The organism is Microcoleus sp. B4-C1, from assembly GCF_036705285.1.
Classification (GTDB): Bacteria; Cyanobacteriota; Cyanobacteriia; order Cyanobacteriales; family Microcoleaceae; genus Microcoleus.
Genome location: NZ_JAUBUC010000048.1, coordinates 34,377 through 54,024, shown reverse-complemented (window position 1 = coordinate 54,024; position 19,648 = coordinate 34,377). Strand labels below are relative to the sequence as shown.

Annotated in this window: 17 protein-coding genes; 11 read left to right on the top strand and 6 right to left on the bottom strand. The window is 44.3% G+C overall.

Annotated features, from left to right (window positions below; translation table 11 throughout):
- Positions 1-935 precede the first annotated feature (935 nt).
- From QUB26_RS19265 to QUB26_RS19250, 4 genes are all read left to right on the top strand, one after another.
- Complete coding sequence (locus QUB26_RS19265) at positions 936-1,223, top strand: NfeD family protein (RefSeq protein ID WP_333319259.1); 288 nt, start codon at positions 936-938, stop codon at positions 1,221-1,223.
- 113 nt (positions 1,224-1,336) lie between these two features.
- Positions 1,337-1,624 (top strand): NfeD family protein, encoded by a 288-nt coding sequence (locus QUB26_RS19260; RefSeq protein ID WP_333319257.1) that lies wholly within the window; start codon positions 1,337-1,339, stop codon positions 1,622-1,624.
- 127 nt (positions 1,625-1,751) lie between these two features.
- Entirely contained in the window at positions 1,752-2,630 is an 879-nt protein-coding gene (gene glyQ, locus QUB26_RS19255; RefSeq protein WP_190660228.1) for a glycine--tRNA ligase subunit alpha, read from the top strand.
- A 214-nt stretch (positions 2,631-2,844) separates the two neighbouring features.
- Positions 2,845-3,612, top strand: coding sequence for an ATP-binding cassette domain-containing protein (locus QUB26_RS19250; RefSeq protein ID WP_333319255.1), 768 nt, complete (start codon positions 2,845-2,847; stop codon positions 3,610-3,612).
- Positions 3,613-3,780: 168 nt separating this feature from the next.
- Here the strand turns inward: QUB26_RS19250 and QUB26_RS19245 are convergent, their stop codons facing one another.
- Both QUB26_RS19245 and QUB26_RS19240 read right to left on the bottom strand, forming a co-directional pair.
- Entirely contained in the window at positions 3,781-5,052 is a 1,272-nt protein-coding gene (locus QUB26_RS19245; protein WP_333238470.1) for an MFS transporter, read from the bottom strand.
- Between the two features lie 420 nt (positions 5,053-5,472).
- A complete protein-coding gene (locus QUB26_RS19240; RefSeq protein ID WP_333238472.1) occupies positions 5,473-5,985 on the bottom strand; it encodes a DUF2808 domain-containing protein in 513 nt (170 codons plus the stop codon).
- A gap of 583 nt (positions 5,986-6,568) precedes the next feature.
- Here QUB26_RS19240 and QUB26_RS19235 point away from each other — a divergent pair.
- From QUB26_RS19235 to QUB26_RS19225, 3 genes are all read left to right on the top strand, one after another.
- Entirely contained in the window at positions 6,569-7,717 is a 1,149-nt protein-coding gene (locus tag QUB26_RS19235) for a Re/Si-specific NAD(P)(+) transhydrogenase subunit alpha (protein WP_333238474.1), read from the top strand.
- A gap of 332 nt (positions 7,718-8,049) precedes the next feature.
- The gene (locus tag QUB26_RS19230) at positions 8,050-8,343 is read left to right on the top strand and encodes an NAD(P) transhydrogenase subunit alpha (protein WP_106150865.1); all 294 of its coding nucleotides are present in this window, start codon (positions 8,050-8,052) and stop codon (positions 8,341-8,343) included.
- Positions 8,340-9,752 carry an NAD(P)(+) transhydrogenase (Re/Si-specific) subunit beta gene (locus tag QUB26_RS19225; protein ID WP_333319252.1) on the top strand — a complete coding sequence of 471 codons (1,413 nt, stop codon included), beginning with the start codon at positions 8,340-8,342 and terminating at the stop codon, positions 9,750-9,752. The genes QUB26_RS19230 and QUB26_RS19225 overlap by 4 nt, the downstream gene beginning before the upstream one ends.
- A gap of 210 nt (positions 9,753-9,962) precedes the next feature.
- Here QUB26_RS19225 and QUB26_RS19220 read toward each other — a convergent pair whose 3' ends face one another.
- Positions 9,963-10,325, bottom strand: a complete 363-nt coding sequence (locus tag QUB26_RS19220; RefSeq protein WP_333238478.1) for a tetratricopeptide repeat protein — start codon at positions 10,323-10,325, stop codon at positions 9,963-9,965.
- A gap of 67 nt (positions 10,326-10,392) precedes the next feature.
- Between QUB26_RS19220 and QUB26_RS19215 the strand changes: the two genes are divergently transcribed.
- Positions 10,393-10,872, top strand: coding sequence for a helix-turn-helix domain-containing protein (locus QUB26_RS19215; RefSeq protein WP_333319250.1), 480 nt, complete (start codon positions 10,393-10,395; stop codon positions 10,870-10,872).
- On the opposite strand, the gene QUB26_RS19210 is transcribed toward QUB26_RS19215, so the two are convergent.
- Positions 10,869-11,171, bottom strand: coding sequence for a type II toxin-antitoxin system HicB family antitoxin (locus QUB26_RS19210; protein WP_333238483.1), 303 nt, complete (start codon positions 11,169-11,171; stop codon positions 10,869-10,871). The genes QUB26_RS19215 and QUB26_RS19210 overlap by 4 nt on opposite strands.
- Before the next feature lie 227 nt (positions 11,172-11,398).
- On the opposite strand from QUB26_RS19210, the gene QUB26_RS19205 reads away from it, so the two are divergent.
- Positions 11,399-12,094: a hypothetical protein gene (locus QUB26_RS19205; RefSeq protein WP_333238485.1), complete on the top strand. Its 696-nt coding sequence runs from the start codon at positions 11,399-11,401 to the stop codon at positions 12,092-12,094.
- A gap of 20 nt (positions 12,095-12,114) precedes the next feature.
- On the opposite strand, the gene QUB26_RS19200 is transcribed toward QUB26_RS19205, so the two are convergent.
- A complete protein-coding gene (locus QUB26_RS19200) occupies positions 12,115-12,465 on the bottom strand; it encodes a hypothetical protein (RefSeq protein WP_333238487.1) in 351 nt (116 codons plus the stop codon).
- Positions 12,466-12,777: 312 nt separating this feature from the next.
- Here QUB26_RS19200 and QUB26_RS19195 point away from each other — a divergent pair, with 312 nt between their 5' ends.
- Positions 12,778-15,780, top strand: a complete 3,003-nt coding sequence (locus QUB26_RS19195; RefSeq protein ID WP_333319249.1) for a type ISP restriction/modification enzyme — start codon at positions 12,778-12,780, stop codon at positions 15,778-15,780.
- Positions 15,781-15,923: 143 nt separating this feature from the next.
- Here QUB26_RS19195 and QUB26_RS19190 read toward each other — a convergent pair whose 3' ends face one another.
- The gene (locus QUB26_RS19190) at positions 15,924-16,562 is read right to left on the bottom strand and encodes a Uma2 family endonuclease (protein ID WP_333238491.1); all 639 of its coding nucleotides are present in this window, start codon (positions 16,560-16,562) and stop codon (positions 15,924-15,926) included.
- A gap of 283 nt (positions 16,563-16,845) precedes the next feature.
- On the opposite strand from QUB26_RS19190, the gene QUB26_RS19185 reads away from it, so the two are divergent.
- Entirely contained in the window at positions 16,846-19,593 is a 2,748-nt protein-coding gene (locus tag QUB26_RS19185; protein ID WP_333319246.1) for a protein-arginine deiminase family protein, read from the top strand.
- Positions 19,594-19,648: the final 55 nt, after the last annotated feature.

Here is a 19,648-nt window from a genome sequence, read left to right as displayed (position 1 = left end):
CAAAAACCAATTTTTCTTTGACACATCTTCTCAAATCCCCTTGACAACTGGCATACAGGCTTAACTTGTGACCAATGGGGTGCGATCGACCTGCATCGATCAAAAACTCCTACCGCCTCCTGATATCTGCGTCAGCGTCGATCGCCTATTGTCTATGCCTAAATAGGTAGGTACACCTCAATATCGCATGGGGAGGGTGGGTGAGTTGCCAAGTTTACTTGCTTATATCATAGATCCGCTTACGGGCCCCTAATGGCGCACAGGGTGTCAGAAACCGGGTTTTTAGGGGTTTGGTGCGTCAGTTACGGACTAGATATTTATGGATATTCCGGATTGGGCGATCGAGAATGCGTAAGTTCATAATTCACTGTTTGCGGTAGTCCACTTGCCTAAATTGGCACAGCTACCAGCCTGATAGGTAGGCATAAACCCTTGCAAAATCGTTGTTTGCAGGTTTGTAAGTGTCCTGTGCCAGTACCAGACTCGGAAAGTGGACTGGCGATCGCCCCAAAGATATTGGACTCCTGGCAAATTAGTAAGTGTAAAGCAAGTGAGTCACAACCCAATCAAAAAACTCAACCCCAAAATTCAAGCCAAAAATAAAACATTTTCACAGCAGTAGTAATGCGGAATCAGCCAATCTCTAATGTAGCTAACCACATCTACCCTTAAGGTAAATCCCACCAACTGCTCAACACTAAATCCTTAATTCAATACCTCGGAATTACTGGATTTAGACTCCCCGCAACCGCTTCGCCAACCCCCTCAACATTTCAAAAATTCTTTGTCTTTTATCCTGATAAAACCACGGAAGGCAAGAACAATGAAATATCAAGGCAATCAATCAATCTCAACCGAGGAAATGCAGCCTCTCAAATAGCATAAATAGACAATTACACATCCCCATATATTTTAACACCACAGGAGTAAATATCATGTTCAACGTAGTAAAAGCTTTCGGCTCGATTTTCTCTACCCAAGGATACAGCACAGCTAACAATATGCTAATCAAAAATTACATCAACACCAATTTTAACTACTTCAACGAAGAAGCAGTCGTTGATGAATCGATTTACCCGAATCACACAGGTCGCGTCCGCTTTCAAGGTAGCTGGTGGCCCGCACGGTGCGATCGCCAAATTACCCTCACACCGGGAGACACCGTTTATGTCATCGGCGTTGACAACATCACTCTGTTAGTTTCCCTCGCTCCTGCAGACTAAATCAGAGCATGAACAACCTGGCAATCAATTTTAACCAGGAAATGCTAGTTTTCAAAGAACACAAAATCGGCGATTAAACTTCGATATATTTTAACACAAAAGGAGTCAACAAAATGTTTAACGTAGTAAAAGCTTTCGGTTCTATTTTTTCTCTTCACACCTACAGCACAGAAAACAATCTCTTAATGGATAACTACATCAACACCAATTTTAACTATTTCAACGAAGAAGCTGTCGTCGATGAATCCATTTACCCGAATCAAACAGGTCGCGTCCGCTTCCAAGGTAGCTGGTGGCCCGCACGGTGCGATCACCAAATCACCCTCACACCTGGAGACACGGTTTTTGTCATCGGCGTTGACAACATCACTCTGTTAGTTTCCCTCGCTCCTGCAAACTAAACTAGAACTCGATCCAAACTGCCTAATTTTTCACACCCAGATATGATTTCGGCAGGGTTTATGCAAATAAACCCTGCCTTTTATATGCTTAAATAAGTTTAGACACATACTAACCATATTTAAACCAGTGAACTTTCAATCAGTCATTGCCACCTTAAACAAATTCTGGAGCGATCGAGGCTGCCTGATCGCCCAATCCTACGACACAGAAAAAGGTGCAGGAACCATGAATCCCCACACCTTTCTCAGAGCAATCGGCCCCGAACCTTGGTCAGTCGCCTACATCGAACCCTGTCGCCGCCCCACCGACGGACGCTACGGCGAAAATCCCAACCGCTTCCAACATTACTATCAATATCAAGTTTTAATTAAACCCTCTCCTCCCAATATCCAAGACATCTATTTAGACTCCCTCAGAGCATTAGGAATTAGCCCAGAAGACCACGACATTCGTTTCGTAGAAGACAACTGGGAATCGCCCACCCTCGGAGCTTGGGGCGTCGGCTGGGAAGTCTGGCTCGACGGCATGGAAATCACCCAATTTACCTACTTTCAACAGTGCGGTAGCATTGACTGTCGCCCCGTCTCCATTGAAATTACCTACGGATTAGAACGCCTCGCAATGTATCTCCAAGAAGTCGATGCGATGACGAAAATTCAGTGGAAAGATGGCATCACTTACGGCGACGTTCACCTGCAAGGAGAAATTGAACAGTGTACTTATAACTTTGAAGCTTCCAATCCAGAATTGCTGTTTACGCTATTTGGATTGTACGAGCAAGAAGCCGAACAATTGACAAAAAAAGGATTGGTTTTGCCTAGTCTTGATTATGTGCTAAAATGTTCTCACACTTTCAATTTGCTCGACGCTAGAGGTGTGATTTCTGTAACGGAAAGAACTCGGTATATCACCAAAATTCGTAACTTGGCGCGGCGAGTTGCTCAGCTTTATTTGGAACAGCGCGAAAAGCTGGGTTTTCCTTTAGAAAAAGCTGTAAAAGTTTGAGAAGGAAAAGGATAACGACACGGATACACGGATGAATTTAGTTGCGATCGTCCTCGACTCATACCAATTTTATAGGTGGTTGCATAGAATTCCGATCCCCCCTAACCCCCCTTAATAAGGGGGGGACAAGATTCCGATCTTTCGTCCCCCTTCTTAAGGGGGATGCGAGGGGGATCGAAATATGTGCAACTTTTTGGGATTTTTTATGAATTCAATGCCTAATTATTCTGAAAATAATACAGAAACCAATCCTCAACTGCGAATTGACGGGGTAAGCTTGAAAACACCGATCGCCTCAAGTTATTTGTTGGAAAATATATCGTTTCAGGTACACAAGGGCGATCGTGTGGCAATTGTTGGCCCTTCAGGTGCGGGGAAAACAACGCTGTTGCGGCTGCTAAATCGACTCAGCACTCCCACCAGTGGCTCGATTTATCTGGAAAATACAGAATATCGCCAAATACCTGCGATCGAACTCCGCAAACAAATCACCCTCATCCTGCAAGAATCCAAGCTTTTGGGAATGTCGGTGCGAGAAGCATTGGCTTATCCTTTGAAGCTGCGGGGCGTGGCTGCATCAAACATTGCTGAGAGAATTAGCGGGGCGATCGAACAACTGCACATACCCCAAGAATGGCTAGATCGCAGCGAATTGCAGCTTTCTACAGGCCAAAAACAGCTCGTGGCGATCGCCCGCGGCATCATCCTACAACCAAAAGTCTTGCTTTTAGATGAGCCAACATCCGCCCTAGACGCCGGAAAAGCCGCCCACCTTTTGCAAGTATTGACACAGCTAACAAACGGCCAAACCACAATTGTCATGGTAAACCATCAATTAGAATTAGCTGAGGAATTTAGCACGCGAATTCTGCATTTACAGCGCGGAAAGCTCATCGAAGATTTGCCCTCTCATCAAATTAATTGGGTGCAACTGCGGCAAAATTTAATTCAAGCTGAAGCTGAAGCCCAACAAGAATGGTGAACTCTGGTTGCGTAATTAATTTGGATGTTTTAACCGCAGAGGGCGCAGAGGGCGCAGAGAAAGAGAAGAGAGAAGTTTACAAATTGTTGAGGGTTGCTAGAGAGACAGTCAGATATTAGCTTTGGGAATTTTGTTTAAGGTTGGCCTTTGTGATTTGACGGTAAATTGTTACTGGGAAATTAAACCCATTTTTTGATAAATTGGCCGAACTAAGTTTTTTAAAGCTGGCAACTGTTTGGTAAAAATTATGGAGCCTACAACACAAATTATTCCTCCAATGATGACTGTATTGGGAGCGCCGATATAATTGGCCAATCCGCCGGCAACTAAATTCCCAAAGGGTGTCACTCCAAAAAATGCCATCGTGTATATGCTCATCACTCTTCCGCGTTTGTCGTCTTCTACAATTGTTTGCAAAAATGTGTTTCCTCCGGCAAATTGGATAATGAAACCAAACCCCACAAACAACATCATGATTAATGAGAGCCACAAGACGTGGGACAAGCCAAAACCTATCAGCCCAAATCCCATAATTGCCGGTGAAATCGCAATCAATTTGCCGAGGCCAACTATACTTTTGCGGGAAATCAAATAAATCGCGCCCGCGAAGGCGCCAACTCCCGAAGATGCCATCAAAAAACCGAGGGTTTCTGCGTCGCCTTGCAGAATTTTGGTGGCAAAAATTGGGACTAAAACTGTGTGGGACATTCCGGCAAAACTGACTAATGCTAATAGCAGTAAAATTGCTCTAATCGGGGGAAACCCGAAGGCATAAACGAATCCTTCTTTTAATCTTTGTAAGGGTTTGGTATTAGTTGCTGCAATTTTTCGGGGCTTGATTTGCATCGCTAATAAGCCTGCAATTACAGCGATGTAGCTGAGCCCGTCAATGAGAAAGCAATAACTTGGCCCGACTGTAGCTATTAGCAAACCTGCAATTGCTGGGCCGATTAATCTGGCGCCGTTGAACATGGAAGCGTTGAGCGCGATCGCATTTGCTAAATCTTCTTTCTTTTCTACAAGTTCCGGTACAAAAGCTTGCCGTGCCGGCGCGTCAAAGGCGTTAATTGCGCCTTGAAAGAAACTCAGTACCAGGATCTGCCAAATGTTAACGACTCCTGTTAGGGCTAAAAATGCTAGCGCTAAGGATTGAACCATTGCTAATATTTGAGTGGCAATTAGGACTCGGTGGCGGTTCCAGCGATCGATTAAAACTCCTGCAAAAGGCAGTAAAATTAATGTGGGGATTTGACTTGTAAATCCGACCACGCCGAGCATCCAAGGTGAATCGCTCAAATTGTAGACAAGCCAAATAGTAGCGACTTGCGTCATCCAACTGCCAATCAGTGAGAGGCCTTGTCCTGCAAAAAACAGGCGATAATTTCTCGATCTCAGCGCTGGAGGAAGTTTTATTGTTTTGATTTTTGCTAGTAGATTCATGCTGCAAGTACGGCTAGAGCAATCCTATTTGATTGGTAAACATTTTTTAGGGGTAGCGCCCCTAAGCCTACCCCTAATTAGCGAAGGGCAACTATCGGGGGACTGCCCCTAGACTCATTATTACCAATCATTGAGAATTGCGATATGAGCCGAAGGTTCTATTTTCACAACTCCCGAAAACTGAGATGTTGACCATTCTCAATAAGCTTTTTATGAACAGGCTTTCCGGCCTGTTCCACAAGAAAATTCACTCTTTGTGGAACAGGCCGGAAAGCCTGTTCTTGAGAATGGTGCAAGAGGTGAGGAAAACCAAGATTTGAGGATTGTTAAATTTTTGCTCTCAGGAAAACTATCGCCACATTTAAATTTTTCTGTCGCGATCGCTTGAATAACGAGAAATTCCTTCCCCGAACTCTTCCCTCAATTAATGCTCAACAGCCAAGTACCGAGGTAACGCAGCAAGGGAACATCCCCAGGGGTGCGGATGCGGACGTTGAAATGGTACATTCCGCCAGGGGATGGGTTTCTGACGTTGGAGAGTACAACCTCAACATTGTTGCCGGCGGCAATTGGTTCTGTGGGATAAATTTCTATGAATCGATTTTCTTTGTCCCAGATTACTTCTTGCAATTCTATTGTTTTGTTTTTGACGCGCACTTTAATGTCTTTTTGGTCAAATTCGCCTTTGTAGTAGTCTGGATAGGATATGTTGAGTTGGGCGATCGCCAAACTTACTTTGTTGGAAGGAATTCGCAGCCGATATCTATCGCCACTCATCCCGGCTGTACCGTAATCCAAGCGATAGTTTAATTGGTTGGCGCGTTCGGGGCCGCCGAAAATCGTGAATCCTGGCATGGACTGGGCTAAACTGATGGCGGGTAATCCAGCCACCAAGCAACCTGTAACCGCTAGTGCTGAAAATAATCGTCGCATAACAACTCCTCTAATTAAACTCTTGGTGAACCTTTAATATCGATCGCCCGAAATTTGCGATCGTGCCTACAATATATCGAATGTCTCAGCAATTTGATGAAGGCGAGCCGATTTTAGATTTTAGATTTTAGATTTTAGATTTACTCCCGTCTGCTTTGAGAATGAATCTGGGGGCTGGTTAGAACCCGACGCTTTTCTGTGCCTCCATCCTAAGTCTCCGAAACGCTGAATCTGGGAACCTCCGAACAAATTGCTCGATCGTCAATTATTTTTTGCGTATTTTTTGCGTAATACTGATAACTGACATTCTAACTACAGAATTAGGCGACATAAAATTATATCATAATCTGTGGCTAACTTAACAATTTAGCGAATTTGAATGTATAAGATAAGTTAAAGATACGGGTCGAATTTGGGCGATCGGCTTTAGTATCAACGAGAGAAGTTTAGGGGAACGGCTGCTTCAATGTAAAGCAAGGCATCGGGCGATTAAAAATCGCACTTCAAGAAACCTGCAGAGGCAGGTTTTGTCTGTGTAGGCGCGGTTTCAACCGTCCTAGGAAGGCTTAAATAAGGAGAGTTCATGAAATTAGCGATCGCAAAAGAAATAGCAGCAGGGGAACGCCGGGTGGCTTTAGTACCCGACGCTGTAGCCCGATTAGTCAAACAGGGCGTCGAAGTTTGGGTTGAGGCCGGTGCCGGCGCACAATCCTTTTTCTCGGATCTTGCTTACGAAGAAGCGGGAGCTCAGGTTGTCGCCGATACCGCTAGGCTGTGGGGCGAAGCCGATGTCGTCGTGAAAATCGGAGCCCTGCAAGAATCAGAAGTTCATCAACTCCGGGAAGGAGGCGTTTTCATCGGATTTTTGAATCCTCTGGGAGATCCGGCTTTAGTGCAGCGTTTAGCCGATCGCAAAGTAACGGCCTTCAGCATGGAAATGATCCCGCGCACCAGCCGCGCTCAAAGCATGGATGCGCTGTCATCTCAGGCTAACGTCGCCGGTTACAAAGCGGTACTGATCGCAGCCGCCGCTTTGCCGAAATATTTTCCGATGCTGACAACGGCGGCGGGTACAATTCGCCCCGCGAAAGTATTGGTAATGGGTGTGGGCGTTGCTGGCTTACAGGCGATCGCCACGGCGCGTCGTTTGGGTGCGGTAGTCGAAGCTTTCGACATCCGCCCGGAAACAAAAGAACAAGTGCAAAGTTTGGGCGCTAAATTCGTTGATGTCGAACTCAAGGAAGAAACCGTCGCCGCCGGAGGCTATGCTAAAGAACTATCAGAAGCGGCTAAAGAATACACCCGCCAAGTGCTCACCCAACACGTCAGCGCTTCCGATGCAGTGATTACAACCGCTCAAGTTCCCGGCAGAAAAGCACCTATTTTAGTTACTAGAGAAATGGTTTCTCAAATGAAGCCCGGATCGGTAATTGTTGACCTCGCGGGCGAACAAGGCGGCAATTGCGAATGCACGGAAGCGGGAAAAGATGTTGAATGGAACGGCGTTAATGTCATCGGCCCGATTAATGTGCCTTCGTCGATGCCTGTCCACGCTAGCGAAACTTACTCGAAGAATATCTCCTCTTTACTTCAGTTGATGCTGAAAGATAAGGAACTCAATTTGAATTTTGAAGACGATATCATTGCTGGTGCTTGTGTTGCCCGCGACGGTGAAATTAGTAATCAGCGGGTGCGGGATGCTTTGACGGCTCAGGCTTCAGCCGTCAGTTAGATTCGGTCGTTATGAGGCAAAGTCCGGCAGTCCGATAGTCCGGCAGTCCGATAGTCCGATAGTCCGGCAAGGGTTGAAACCCCTGCCTCAAAGCTCAAGTCCTCTGAAGAGGACTGAAGAACTGATTAAATATCTCCCAAAAAGGCTTTTTTTGTTTGGTGACTAGGGCCAGATCCCCCCTAGCCCCCCTTAAGAAGGGGGGAACAAGAAGTATTCAAAGTCCCCCTTCTTAAGGGGGATTTAGGGGGATCGAGACTCGGCAACAAACGAGAGATATAAAGGACTTTAGCGTTAATTTCACACCAATTTCCAATTACCAATTACCAATTGTTATGGCAGAAGGATTGATTGCAGGTTTAGTGGTGTTTACTCTAGCGTCGTTTGTGGGATTTGAAGTAATCAATAAAGTCCCGCCGACGCTGCACACACCTTTGATGTCGGGATCGAATGCGATTTCGGGAATTGCCGTTTTAGGCGCAATTCTGATTTCTGGCCAAGGTAATGTGACTGTTACTTCGATTTTGGGGACGATCGCGATCGCCCTGGCCACAATTAACGTTGTCGCCGGTTTCTTAGTAACCGATCGAATGCTGCAAATGTTCAAGAAAAAAGAGGTTAAAGCGTGAGCGATTTTCTGCCCAGTGGCATTCAACTAGGTTATTTAGTTGCCGCATGTTTGTTTATTATCGGTTTGAAACAGTTGGGCTCCCCTGCAACCGCGCGTCAAGGAAATGTGTTAGCTGCGATCGGGATGTTAATTGCGATCGTCGGTACTTTGCTGGAAAAGCAAGTCATCAGCTACGAATTGATTGCTGTCGGAATTATCATCGGTTCCATTTTGGGAACAATTATGGCAAAAACCGTCGCGATGACGGATATGCCGCAGATGGTGGGTTTGCTTAACGGTTTTGGGGGCGCGGCTTCTGCACTCGTTGCTGTGGGCGAATTCTGGCGCTATCTCAGCATCCCGGAATCGCCGGCGCCTGATGCGACAATCACGATCCTTTTGGGTGTGTTGATTGGCGGAATTACTTTCACTGGTAGCCTTGTGGCGTTTGCGAAGCTGCAAGAATTGCTACCGGGTGCGCCCATGACGTTTCCGCTGCAACAGCCGTTTAATGCCATGCTGGCGATCGCACTTTTAGCCGGCAGCGGTTATATGCTGACAAACCCCGAAAATGTGCCGGTATTCCTGGGTTTGGTGGCGATTTCCAATATTCTGGGAATCATGTTTGTGCTCCCGATTGGCGGTGGCGATATGCCGGTGGTGGTGTCGCTGCTTAACTCTTATTCGGGGATTGCGGCGAGTGTGGCTGGGTTCATTTTGATGAACAATATGCTGATTATCGCTGGTGCATTGGTGGGCGCGTCGGGGATTATTTTGACGCAAATCATGTGCAAGGGGATGAATCGATCGCTTTCTAGTGTGCTGTTTAGCGCCTTTGGTAGCGGTGGTGCTAGTGCTGGGGCTGCTGCTGGGGCTGCTGGTGGTGCGATCGACAAAACTGTTCGCAGCATCAATCTCGAAGAAAGTGCGATGATGTTGGGTTATGCGCGATCGGTTGTGATTATTCCCGGTTACGGAATGGCTGTAGCGCAAGCACAGCACGCCGTGCGCGAGTTAGCCGACGGTTTGGAAAAAATGGGTGTTGACGTGAAATACGCGATTCACCCGGTGGCTGGGCGGATGCCGGGGCACATGAATGTGCTCTTAGCGGAAGCAAACGTGCCTTATCCGCAGTTGTACGATATGGACGATATCAATCCGCAGTTTGAAGAAACGGATGTGGCTTTGGTGATTGGTGCGAATGATGTGGTGAATCCGGCGGCGCGTCACGATACGGCGAGCCCGATTTACGGGATGCCGATTTTGGAGGTTGATAAGGCCAAACATACGATCGTGATTAAGCGCGGGATGAGTGCTGGTTTTTCCGGTGTAGATAATGAGTTGTTCTACAAGGATAAGACGATGATGTTGTTTGGTAGCGCTAAGGATGTGGTTGCCAAATTGGTTTCTGAGGTGAAGCAGTTGTAGGATTTTGCAACCGCAGATGAAGGCGGATTAACGCGGATGATTAAACCCGGTTTCTTGGAGAAACCGGGTTTTTGTTTGGGGTTTGTTTGAGATTGTGTCTGGTTGATTTCCAATGTTGTAGGGGCGGGTTTTACCAACAATAATTGACTAAAATTAATAATCTCGTAAACCCGCCCCCTCCATGCTAGAAGGATGCCACCGGACTTGATATTATGCAATGCTAGCTTGGTTTAAATATCCACTGGAAATAGGTGTATGTGAAAATCCTTGTTCTCTGGCTTTTTGAAACCATTTTTCTGCTTCAGTGCGATCGGCTGCTACACCATCAGCACCGCAAAGATAAATTCCTGCTAAGTTGTTTGAGGCAACACCATAGCCTTGCTCAGCGGATTTGATGTACCATTTAATTGCTTCTAATATTATCCTTTCGCGACCTAATCCTAAATGGTACATACTGGCAATGATGCACTGGGATTCGGCATTTCCTTGTTCGGCTAGTGGTTTTAACAAGGTAAAGGCTTGGGTATAATCTTGGTTATTAAAAGCGGCTAGACCTTTTTCTAAGTCAGACATCAACAGTCATTAATAAATTCAATATAATATACTATAATAGCATTAAACCAATTCAGGAAACATTTTCATGAACAGGCAAAAAATACTACTCGACCCTATTTTACCGACTGAGGAAGAAACAAAGGCTATCAAATTGTTGGATAAAATGCTATGTCTCAAGACAGAAAATGGTGATACTGAGACATTAAAAGTAAAACTTGTGGAAGTTGGCGGGGAAGCGATCGCACTTCCTGAATCTCTCTATCAATTGTTGTGTCAAGCTGCACATTTAATGGCGGCTGGTAAAGCAGTGTCTTTAGTGCCAATTGATCAAGATATGACTGTTGAAGAAACGGCGACTTTGCTGAATGTGTCGCCAGAATTTGTAGTCAAATTGCTCGATGATGGGGAAATTGTCTATGGAAAAGTAGGAAACCAGCGGCGGATAAGTTTGGCAAGTGCGATCGCATATAAACAGCAGCGTACTGTTAAGCGCCGTGAAATTCTCAAGGAATTAGCTCAGTTTAGCCAAGAAGAGGAATTGCATGAGACTAGAGTATACAGCTAGCAGGTTGATTCCGGTTTTTGCAGATAAGATTCAACGTTATTATGAAAATATTTCGTAGGTTGTAGTGAAGGGCGATCGCTATGCAGCCGATTATTGACTTCCGAAGGATCTGCTGTCTCAAAAAATAGTTCCAGCGCCTCGATCAGATTTCGTCGCGCTGCTTCTATATTGTCACCTTGGCTGGCAATATCAAGTTCGGGGCAAAGGGATACATATCCGTCGCCGTCTCGTTCAATAATTGCTGTAAACTGTTGTGTTGACTTCCTAATTTGAAGTGGCGGACTTCCAAGCTCAAACAATTATACTTTTACTTGATATTATATCACATTTTTCGCTCTTCGGTGGAGACGGGCGATCGCCCTATACAATGCTAGCTTGGTTTAAATAGTCACGGGCGATCGGTGCTAGTCAAATATACCTCGATCGGAGATTTTTTAAATATAATGAAATCCTAAAGAATTAATAGAACTGCAAAAATTGTACTAACCTTAGAGCTAACGTCAATTAAATTAAAAAATTTTCAACTATGTCAGATCAACCTTTTAATATCCGCCAACTAAATGGCCTAGATTATGACGAAGCAGAACCACTCCTGGAAGATTATCAGGAAACGCTAATCGAGCTATTTGTCAATTCTCCCGAAGGAGAAGAATACTGTAAAACTTATCCAGACGTGGGATTTTGGATCTCGCAGTTCATTTATTACGGTTTCGGCTATGAAGGTTTTACGCTGCCTAGCATGAAAGTGGAAGATGTGGCAACTGTAGTCGAAGAGTTGTTTCCCAGGAAAGTGAGTTTGCTTTCGCCGGAAGAAGGTGAAGATGCTATCCCGGAATTATTGGCGTTCTGGCAATTTTTGAAGCGAGAATTTAAACTGCGAAATGCCACTTCAATTATCAAATACCTGCGGGATATCGAGCCGGAATTTAAGGAGATTATGGAAGATTCCTCTAAATTTGGATTTGCCAAATCCTTTGTAACGCTCGGTCAGCAAGCAGGGTTTGATATGAGTACGGGGGAAGGTCTAACACAATTTCAGGAGATATATAATGCTAGCATTGCTCCTATAATGGCAGCTAAAAACTCCGAGACATCGGGATTTTCCAGCCAACCGATAAGTGATAGTGCTGTCAATGGATCTAAGGCAAGTAAAGAAAAACAAAAAAAAGCAAAAAATACGGCGGCTGAATCGAGAAAACGCAACCGCACTAAGAAAAAATGAGGTTTAGCAAGTATCTATCCTCACTTCACTCTTCTTCTGATTCTTCTCAGCATCTTGTTAGCTTCTTCCCTCCCGCGAAACTTCCAAACTAATAAATAACACATCAAACACAACGCGAAAATTCCTAACACGATCGCACTTTCTTCCGGTGAGTTGGTAGTTCGATAGAACTTCCCACTCTTCGGACTTGCTTGGATGTTGTTAGTTCGCTCGACCGTTCGATCGCCCGCTTGCAAGTTAAAATTGTGTTGTTCAATCGCATTACTATTTTTAAATTTTCGATCTATTTCTTGAAATGACTTCGCCTGTTCGCAGCTTGTTAAGGATAATCCAATAAGGATAAAAATTAAGAAATAACAGCGACATTTCATGATTTTTACCTTTCGGTCAGCGAAAAAGAGAATAAATCCATATAGGGCTTACTGACTCCGACAAAGAAACCGGGTTTTTATCTAATCTGTCGGTAGCCACGAAGTATTTTCCTAAAAAACCCGGTTTCTGGGCCCGTATCTCCAGGACTATTCTATCTACTATAATAGCATTAAACGAATTCAGGAAACATTTCCAAACTAAACCAGGGAACTGATTCAATGCCGTCTATATCTTTTGATGCTTACCTCAAGTCGATTCAAAATAACCTGCAAAAAGGTAGCGAGCGCAGCCATTATCCAGCGCTGAAAGATTTGCTGGATGACTCAGACAAGGGCATTGATGCCGTCATTGAAGAAAAAGGCAACAAGGCAGGAATTCCAGACTTTACCGTGCGGCGGCGGGAACTACTGGTGGGTTATGTAGAAGCGAAAGACGTTGGGCTAGACCTGGATCAGATAGAAAAATCGGAGCAATTGCAGCGGTATATAGAAGCGTTTCCTAATCTAGTATTGACCAATTATTTAGAGTTTCGTTGGTATGTGAATGGGAAGCGCAGGCAGAAGGAAATTTTAGCAGATCGTAATGAGAATAAGCTGCAAATAAGGGCTACAGAAAAAATTGCGGCTCTGCTAGATCAGTTTATCAACTATACAGGCGAGATTATCAGCAGTCCTGAAGACCTGGCGCGACAGATGGCGAGGTTGACGAAGGCAATCCGGTTAGCAACAACAACTGCGCTGGAGGGAGAAAGGAAAGACGGTGAATTGCATCAACTGAAACAGGGCTTTAGTGAGGTGTTGTTGCCCGATTTGAATGATGCTGACTTTGCTGATATGTATGCTCAGACGATTTCTTATGGGTTATTTACGGCAAGAGTTGGTCATGCTCAAAATCCAGGGTGTGAACCGTTTACTCGGCGCACGGCGGGCACGTATATTCCAGCAACAAACCCATTTTTGAAGCGATTGTTTAATACGATCGTCGAAACGGATGCAGTCAGTCAGATCGATTGGGCGATCGACGATTTGGTGCAATTGCTGTCTCAGGTTGATATGGGCAGTATTCTCGAAAACTTTGGGCAGCGCACTCGGCAAGAAGACCCGGTGGTGCATTTTTATGAAACGTTTTTGGCGGCATACAATGCGGCTTTGCGAAAGAGTCGAGGGGTTTATTATACACCGGAACCTGTGGTGTCGTTTATTGTGCGATCGGTTGATGCTATTCTCAAAGACCGCTTCGATTTGCCATTGGGATTAGCTGATAACGCCAAAGATCCAGTAACACAAAAGCCGAAAGTACAAATTCTCGACCCTGCAACGGGGACAGGTACATTTTTGTATGAAGTGGTCAAGCAAATTTACCGCAATTTAGAAGAAATTGGCATGGCGAATCAGTGGGATAGCTATGTGCGAGATAATTTGCTGAATCGGTTGTTTGGATTTGAGTTATTGATGGCTCCCTATGCCATTGCTCACCTGAAGCTAGGGCTAGAACTTCAAGAACTTGGTTACAAATTTAAGGACAAACAACGATTAGGCATTTACCTCACCAATACGCTGGATGAGGCACTGAAAAAATCAGAGATTTTGTTTGGTCAGTTTGTGGCACAAGAAGCAAATGAAGCTTCGACGGTGAAGCGAGATACACCTGTGATGGTTGTATTAGGCAATCCGCCTTACTCTTACGAGTCGTCAAACACAGGAGCATGGATTAGTGGTCTTGTTCGCGACTACTATCAAGTTGATGGTCAGCCATTGGACGAGAAGAATTCAAAAGGATTGCAAGATGATTACGTAAAATTCATTCGTTTTTCTCAATGGCGTATTAATGAAACTGGATTTGGGGTTTTAGCACTCATCACCAATCATGGATATTTAGATAATCCGACTTTTCGAGGAATGCGTCAAAATCTGATCCAAACTTTTTCGGATATCTATATTTTGGATCTTCATGGAAATTCTAATAAAAAAGAAATATCTCCTAATGGAGAACCCGATCAAAATGTTTTTGACATTCAGCAAGGTGTAAGTATAGGAATTTTCATTAAACAGCCTGGAAAATCATCATCTGCTGAAACACATCATTCTGAACTTTGGGGAAGTAGGTCAGACAAATATGAAGCTCTTAGCAACTTAGATATTGATACGATTGCGTGGAATAATCTTAAGCCTCAATCGCCTTTTTACCTTTTTATTCCTCAAAACATCACCTTGCTTACAGAATATGAAAAGGGTTGTAAAATCACAGAAATCTTTAATATAAACAGTCCCGGAATCATGACAGCACGGGATTCATTAACGATTCACTTTAGTCAAGACGATGTATGGAAAACAGTTAATAAATTTTCAAGTATTTCCCCTAATGAAGCAATTCAATTTTATGAATTGCCAGAGAATACAAGAGACTGGAAAGTTGAATTAGCTCAAAAAGATTTAAGATTATCAGGTCTTTCAGAAACAAAAATTAAACCAATACTTTATCGTCCTTTTGACATTCGTTATACCTACTATACGAGTAATGGGAAAGGGTTTCATAGTTTGCCTCGTGGAAATGTGATGAACCATATGTTGACAGGTGAGAATTTAGGATTGATCACTGTGCGCCAAGTACCTGAAGGTATCTTCAATCATGTTCTTGCCACCAATTGTCTTGTTGATAATCGTATTACTTCTAGTAACAAAGGATACGGACAATTATTTCCTCTATACACCTATCCTGATACTGCCAATGAACAGGGTAGTTTATTTACTGAAAGGACTAAAAATTTATTTCCAGGTTTTTTAAGTTCAATCCAAGACAAGCTTGACTACATTCCCACACCAGAAGCAATCTTTTACTACATCTACGCCATCTTCCATAGCCCTACCTATCGCCAACGCTACGCCGAGTTTCTCAAAATCGACTTTCCTCGTGTGCCGTTGACCCGCAATGACCAGCTATTTAAAGACTTGGGTGCAAAAGGTCAGGCATTGGTAGACCTGCACCTGATGAAATCGAAAAAACTTAATAAGCTGATTACTAAAATGAGTGGCGATGGTGACAATGCCGTTACCGAAGTTATCTATAAACCCGCTGAACAGCGAGTTTATATCAACAAAACCCGCTATTTTGAAGGCATCGCCCCCGAAGTTTGGGAGTTTAAAATTGGGGGTTATCAGGTTTTAGATAAATGGCTCAAAGACCGTAAGAAAGCCAAACGCACCTTATCCTTTGATGATGTACTGCACTATCAAAAGGTGGTGGTTGCGCTCAAAGAAACCATGCAACTGATGGTAGAAATCGATCTACTGATTCCTGGCTTCCCCATAGAGTAAGATTCAGGACTTACTGACTCCGACAAAGAAACCGGGTTTTTACCTAATCTGTCGGTAGCAACGCGTCTTTTCGTAAAAAACCCGGTTTCTGGCCTGGTGTGCGATGATCGGAAATCAACCCATTTACACTTACAACACTCAACTCATCCAATCAGTCGTTGTCGAAATTCTTTAACTGCTGCGAGGGAATTCGGATATCGAACATATTCTGCCAACAATTCTATATCTAAATTAGGCAGGATTTCACTGCGACTGATTTGCTCATAACCGCAGGTTTGGACAAATTGAACTGGAATTTCTTCTCGCAGGTAGTAGAGGCTAAAATTTTCATTTTGCCAAAACCAAACTTCTTTAACATTTAACCGTCTGTAAACTTCCAATTTATTCAGGCCACCACTGGTAACAACAACCTCAATTGCTAAATCGGGAAATTCTTTGTCTGTACCAATGCAGTAAGCTTCATCAGGTTCCGTCCCGCCTCTTTTTTCCTCTTGCCGTAGGGTGGTAGAACCAAATGGAAAATAGTCTATATCTGCTTCTAAAAAGTAAATGAGTAAAAGGTCTCCAATGCGAGTTTTTCTGTTTTCATGGCGGCGGGAAGGTGACATAATTTCTAAGACTCCATCTAAATACGTGACTCGATATGCGGAAGTATCCCCACTTCTGGTGAGTAATGTTTCATATTGTTCCCAGTTGACGCGATCGGTAATATAGCGACATTCGGAATCTTGGCGTTGGAGTGCTTGTTGGTCAAGTAGAGCATTGAGATCGCTTGTCAACATACTATTACCTCCTTTAGGTTGTCTTGATTGTAATGAGAGTTAATGCGATCGTGATGAATACTATATAATAATTTAAATATTATCAGATATTGTGGACTCCGACAAAGAAACCGGGTTTCGACTTCGCTCAACCACCAGGAGTTTTTATCGAATCTCTGAACAGCAACAAAGTATTTTCGTAAAAAACCCGGTTTCTGGGCCGCCATGCGTAAGTCCTTATAATTAAATCCCCAATTGCTCCCAAGATTAGGTAAAATTATTGGCGTGTCTGAGGATAAACTATATGCGTTTGGTTAAATATATTGCGATCGCCATTATCAATGGTTTCGGTGTCGTCATCGGTATTATTTGGGTTGCAGTCCCCACAACAGTGGCTCAACCTTCCCTAAACTACCAACTCGCACTCTCTGGGCGACAGTCAGAGGGCGAAACTCCGCAATCCCTTTCCGAACTCTACAAATTGCGCGATCGGCTCAAAGTACAATTAGATAACCTTGCCAAAAATCCCGACAGCGCCCCGTTTCCGGCAGAACTTTGGAAATCAGCAATCCACCGCCAGCAATCCGAAACTCTGACGCAGCAACTCCAAAACGTTCAAAGTCAGATTCAAATAGAAGAAACAGCCCAATATAATTGGGACGATGCTGCTAAATTAGCCGCCCAAGCTGTCGTAATTGGACGCACTTCTAATCCTTCTTCTGCTACTTGGGAAGAGTCCCAGCGGCTGTGGCAGTTGGCTATCAATACGCTGCGACTCATTCCTCACGATTCTTTTTTTGCCGAGCGGGCGATCGACAAAACCATTGAATATCAAGGAAACCTCAGTGTCGCTACCTATGAAATGCAAGTTGCACGTTCTGTTGAAAAAGTTAGAGCCGAGGAAGAAGAGATAAGAGAGCGAGCCCGCAAAGAGCAAGAGAAAAAAGAACTTGCTCGTCGAGAAATAGAGAGAAAAGAGCAAGAGAAAAAAGATCGGGCTAGAAAAGAACTAGAAAGGCAAGAATTCCAAAGGCAAGAATTAGCCAGGAAAGAACTTGAAAGGCAAGAAGCAGCCAGAAAAGAACTGGAAAGGCAAGAGTTTGAAAAGCAAGAATTAGCCAGAAAAGAACTTGAAAGGCAAGAATTTGAAAGGCAAGAGTTAGCCAGGAAAGAACTTGAAAGGCAAGAAGCAGCCAGAAAAGAACTGGAAAGGCAAGAACTTGAAAAGCAAGAGTTAGCCAGAAAAGAACTGGAAAGACAAGAATTTGAAAGGCAAGAGTTAGCCCGACAAGAACTTGAAAGGCAAGAGTTAGCCCGACAAGAATTAGCCAGACAAGAACTTGAAAGGCAAGAGTTAGCCCGACAAGAATTAGCCAGACAAGAACTTGAAAGACAAGAGTTAGAGAGAAATCAGCAAGCAACTTCTCAACCAACTCCTGAATCAACTGCAACACCAACTCCCGCCCCAGCTACGCCTGCTGCGTCCCCGTCGAACTTTTTCTTTGCGGGAGATACCAACAGAGATGGCCAAATTAACGAGCAAGACGAAGCCGGAAAAGAACAATGGTCTTTGTCCAAGGGCGCGCTAATTTCATTTAACGATCGCAATAACGATCGCGGCAAGATACCGACTTGGAAACAAACCAAAGTTATGGTTCCCCGCCGTGCAGCAATGCTGTCTCAAGTTAACTTAACACTATCTGAAAACTTCAAAACCTCTCAGTTATTTATCACGGCTGACAGCATTGCTAGCCCTCACATCAGCGTTTTTCAGAAGACGGGCGACGGCTGGCAACCTGTAGATATATCCGGTGCTAAACCTCTAGTTTTTAGCAAGAATATTGTTTTAGGTGTAGAAGCAAAACAATTTGCCGATCGCAATTGGAACGGCACTGTTAATCTCAAAGCAACTGCCCAAAACAACGGTCAAGAAATCGCCTCCACAACAATCCAAATGGGCGTTAGTCCTTGGATGATACCGCCAAATACAGCACCAGTAACCGAAGTTCAGGTCAGCGACAGAGGCGCGGTAAACAGCGAATTTATCTCGCAACTAAAACGAGCAGTAGAACCGACGGGCGCTAAAGTAAAAGTTCTCCAGGGCGATCGCACTTGGATGCAAGATACCCAGAAAAACGGATACGTTCAACTCCCCGAAAAATCGGAGATACGCCAGTTTAATGTCGCCCTCAAAAGCAATAGCGAACCAGAGAAAAACCCGCCTGTTAAATCAACTCAAGACCGGGATTTGAAAGTAGTAAAAATTGGCAATCCTCGTTCTTTAGACCCTGTAAGTCAGTGGTCTGACGGATACGGTAATTTGCAGGTGACACCGCCGATTCCCGGACACCCAATGGGTCGAGTTTATTACGGGAATTCGGGAAATGCTGGTTTTAATCCAGAGGTACTTGATTTTATTCAAGCTCAGAGAATTCAAGGGCCACCAGTGGATATTGATACTTCTTGGCTTTTGACTCGCCAAGTCGATGAAATTATCAATTTTATTCCCACTCAAACTCCCGGACAATATGTAATGGCGATCGCCAGTCCCGAAGCCGGAGTTAAGCTGTTGGAAGAATTGGAGGGAAGAGGTTACGGCGATGTGACGATGAATCGTGGTTTAAGCACTCAAACAACTGTCAGCGCCGCCTTGAAAAACCGTGCTTTAATTCAACACAATCTCTATTTGCAAAATCAGAAACTTAATCCGATTATAGAGAAGTTGAAAAGAGAGTTTTTACTCGGAGACGACCAAATTATTCAAGTTCCGGTGATGTTTGGCTACAGCGGTTATGCTTGGTGGCCAAATATGGTCAATTCGGTGCCAGTTAATGGCAAGTTGTTAGTTTCAAATCCGCGCGGGCCAATGATTGACGGTGTAGATTACACTCAAGAAAGATTGCGCCAACTGCTGCTTCCTGCTGGCGTCAGCGTTAGTTTCCTGGATGACAGGTATTATCAAGAATTGAAAGGAAACGTGCAGTCGGCGACGAATACTGTGAGGAAGCCAGAAGAGCGGCCTTTTTGGCAGTCTTTGCCTAATAATTACTAATTGGGAATCGGTAATGAGGAATGGGGAATCGGGAATCGTGAATCAGGAATTTGTA

Bases quoted from the DNA above. Each gene is read 5' to 3' on its own strand.
- QUB26_RS19265 (WP_333319259.1), top strand. From the start codon at position 936: ATGTTCAACGTAGTAAAAGCTTTCGGCTCGATTTTCTCTACCCAAGGA.
- QUB26_RS19260 (WP_333319257.1), top strand. From the start codon at position 1,337: ATGTTTAACGTAGTAAAAGCTTTCGGTTCTATTTTTTCTCTTCACACC.
- QUB26_RS19250 (WP_333319255.1), top strand. From the start codon at position 2,845: ATGCCTAATTATTCTGAAAATAATACAGAAACCAATCCTCAACTGCGA.
- QUB26_RS19245 (WP_333238470.1), bottom strand. From the start codon at position 5,052: ATGAATCTACTAGCAAAAATCAAAACAATAAAACTTCCTCCAGCGCTG.
- QUB26_RS19240 (WP_333238472.1), bottom strand. From the start codon at position 5,985: ATGCGACGATTATTTTCAGCACTAGCGGTTACAGGTTGCTTGGTGGCT.
- QUB26_RS19235 (WP_333238474.1), top strand. From the start codon at position 6,569: ATGAAATTAGCGATCGCAAAAGAAATAGCAGCAGGGGAACGCCGGGTG.
- QUB26_RS19230 (WP_106150865.1), top strand. From the start codon at position 8,050: ATGGCAGAAGGATTGATTGCAGGTTTAGTGGTGTTTACTCTAGCGTCG.
- QUB26_RS19220 (WP_333238478.1), bottom strand. From the start codon at position 10,325: ATGTCTGACTTAGAAAAAGGTCTAGCCGCTTTTAATAACCAAGATTAT.
- QUB26_RS19215 (WP_333319250.1), top strand. From the start codon at position 10,393: ATGAACAGGCAAAAAATACTACTCGACCCTATTTTACCGACTGAGGAA.
- QUB26_RS19205 (WP_333238485.1), top strand. From the start codon at position 11,399: ATGTCAGATCAACCTTTTAATATCCGCCAACTAAATGGCCTAGATTAT.
- QUB26_RS19200 (WP_333238487.1), bottom strand. From the start codon at position 12,465: ATGAAATGTCGCTGTTATTTCTTAATTTTTATCCTTATTGGATTATCC.
- QUB26_RS19190 (WP_333238491.1), bottom strand. From the start codon at position 16,562: ATGTTGACAAGCGATCTCAATGCTCTACTTGACCAACAAGCACTCCAA.
- QUB26_RS19185 (WP_333319246.1), top strand. From the start codon at position 16,846: ATGCGTTTGGTTAAATATATTGCGATCGCCATTATCAATGGTTTCGGT.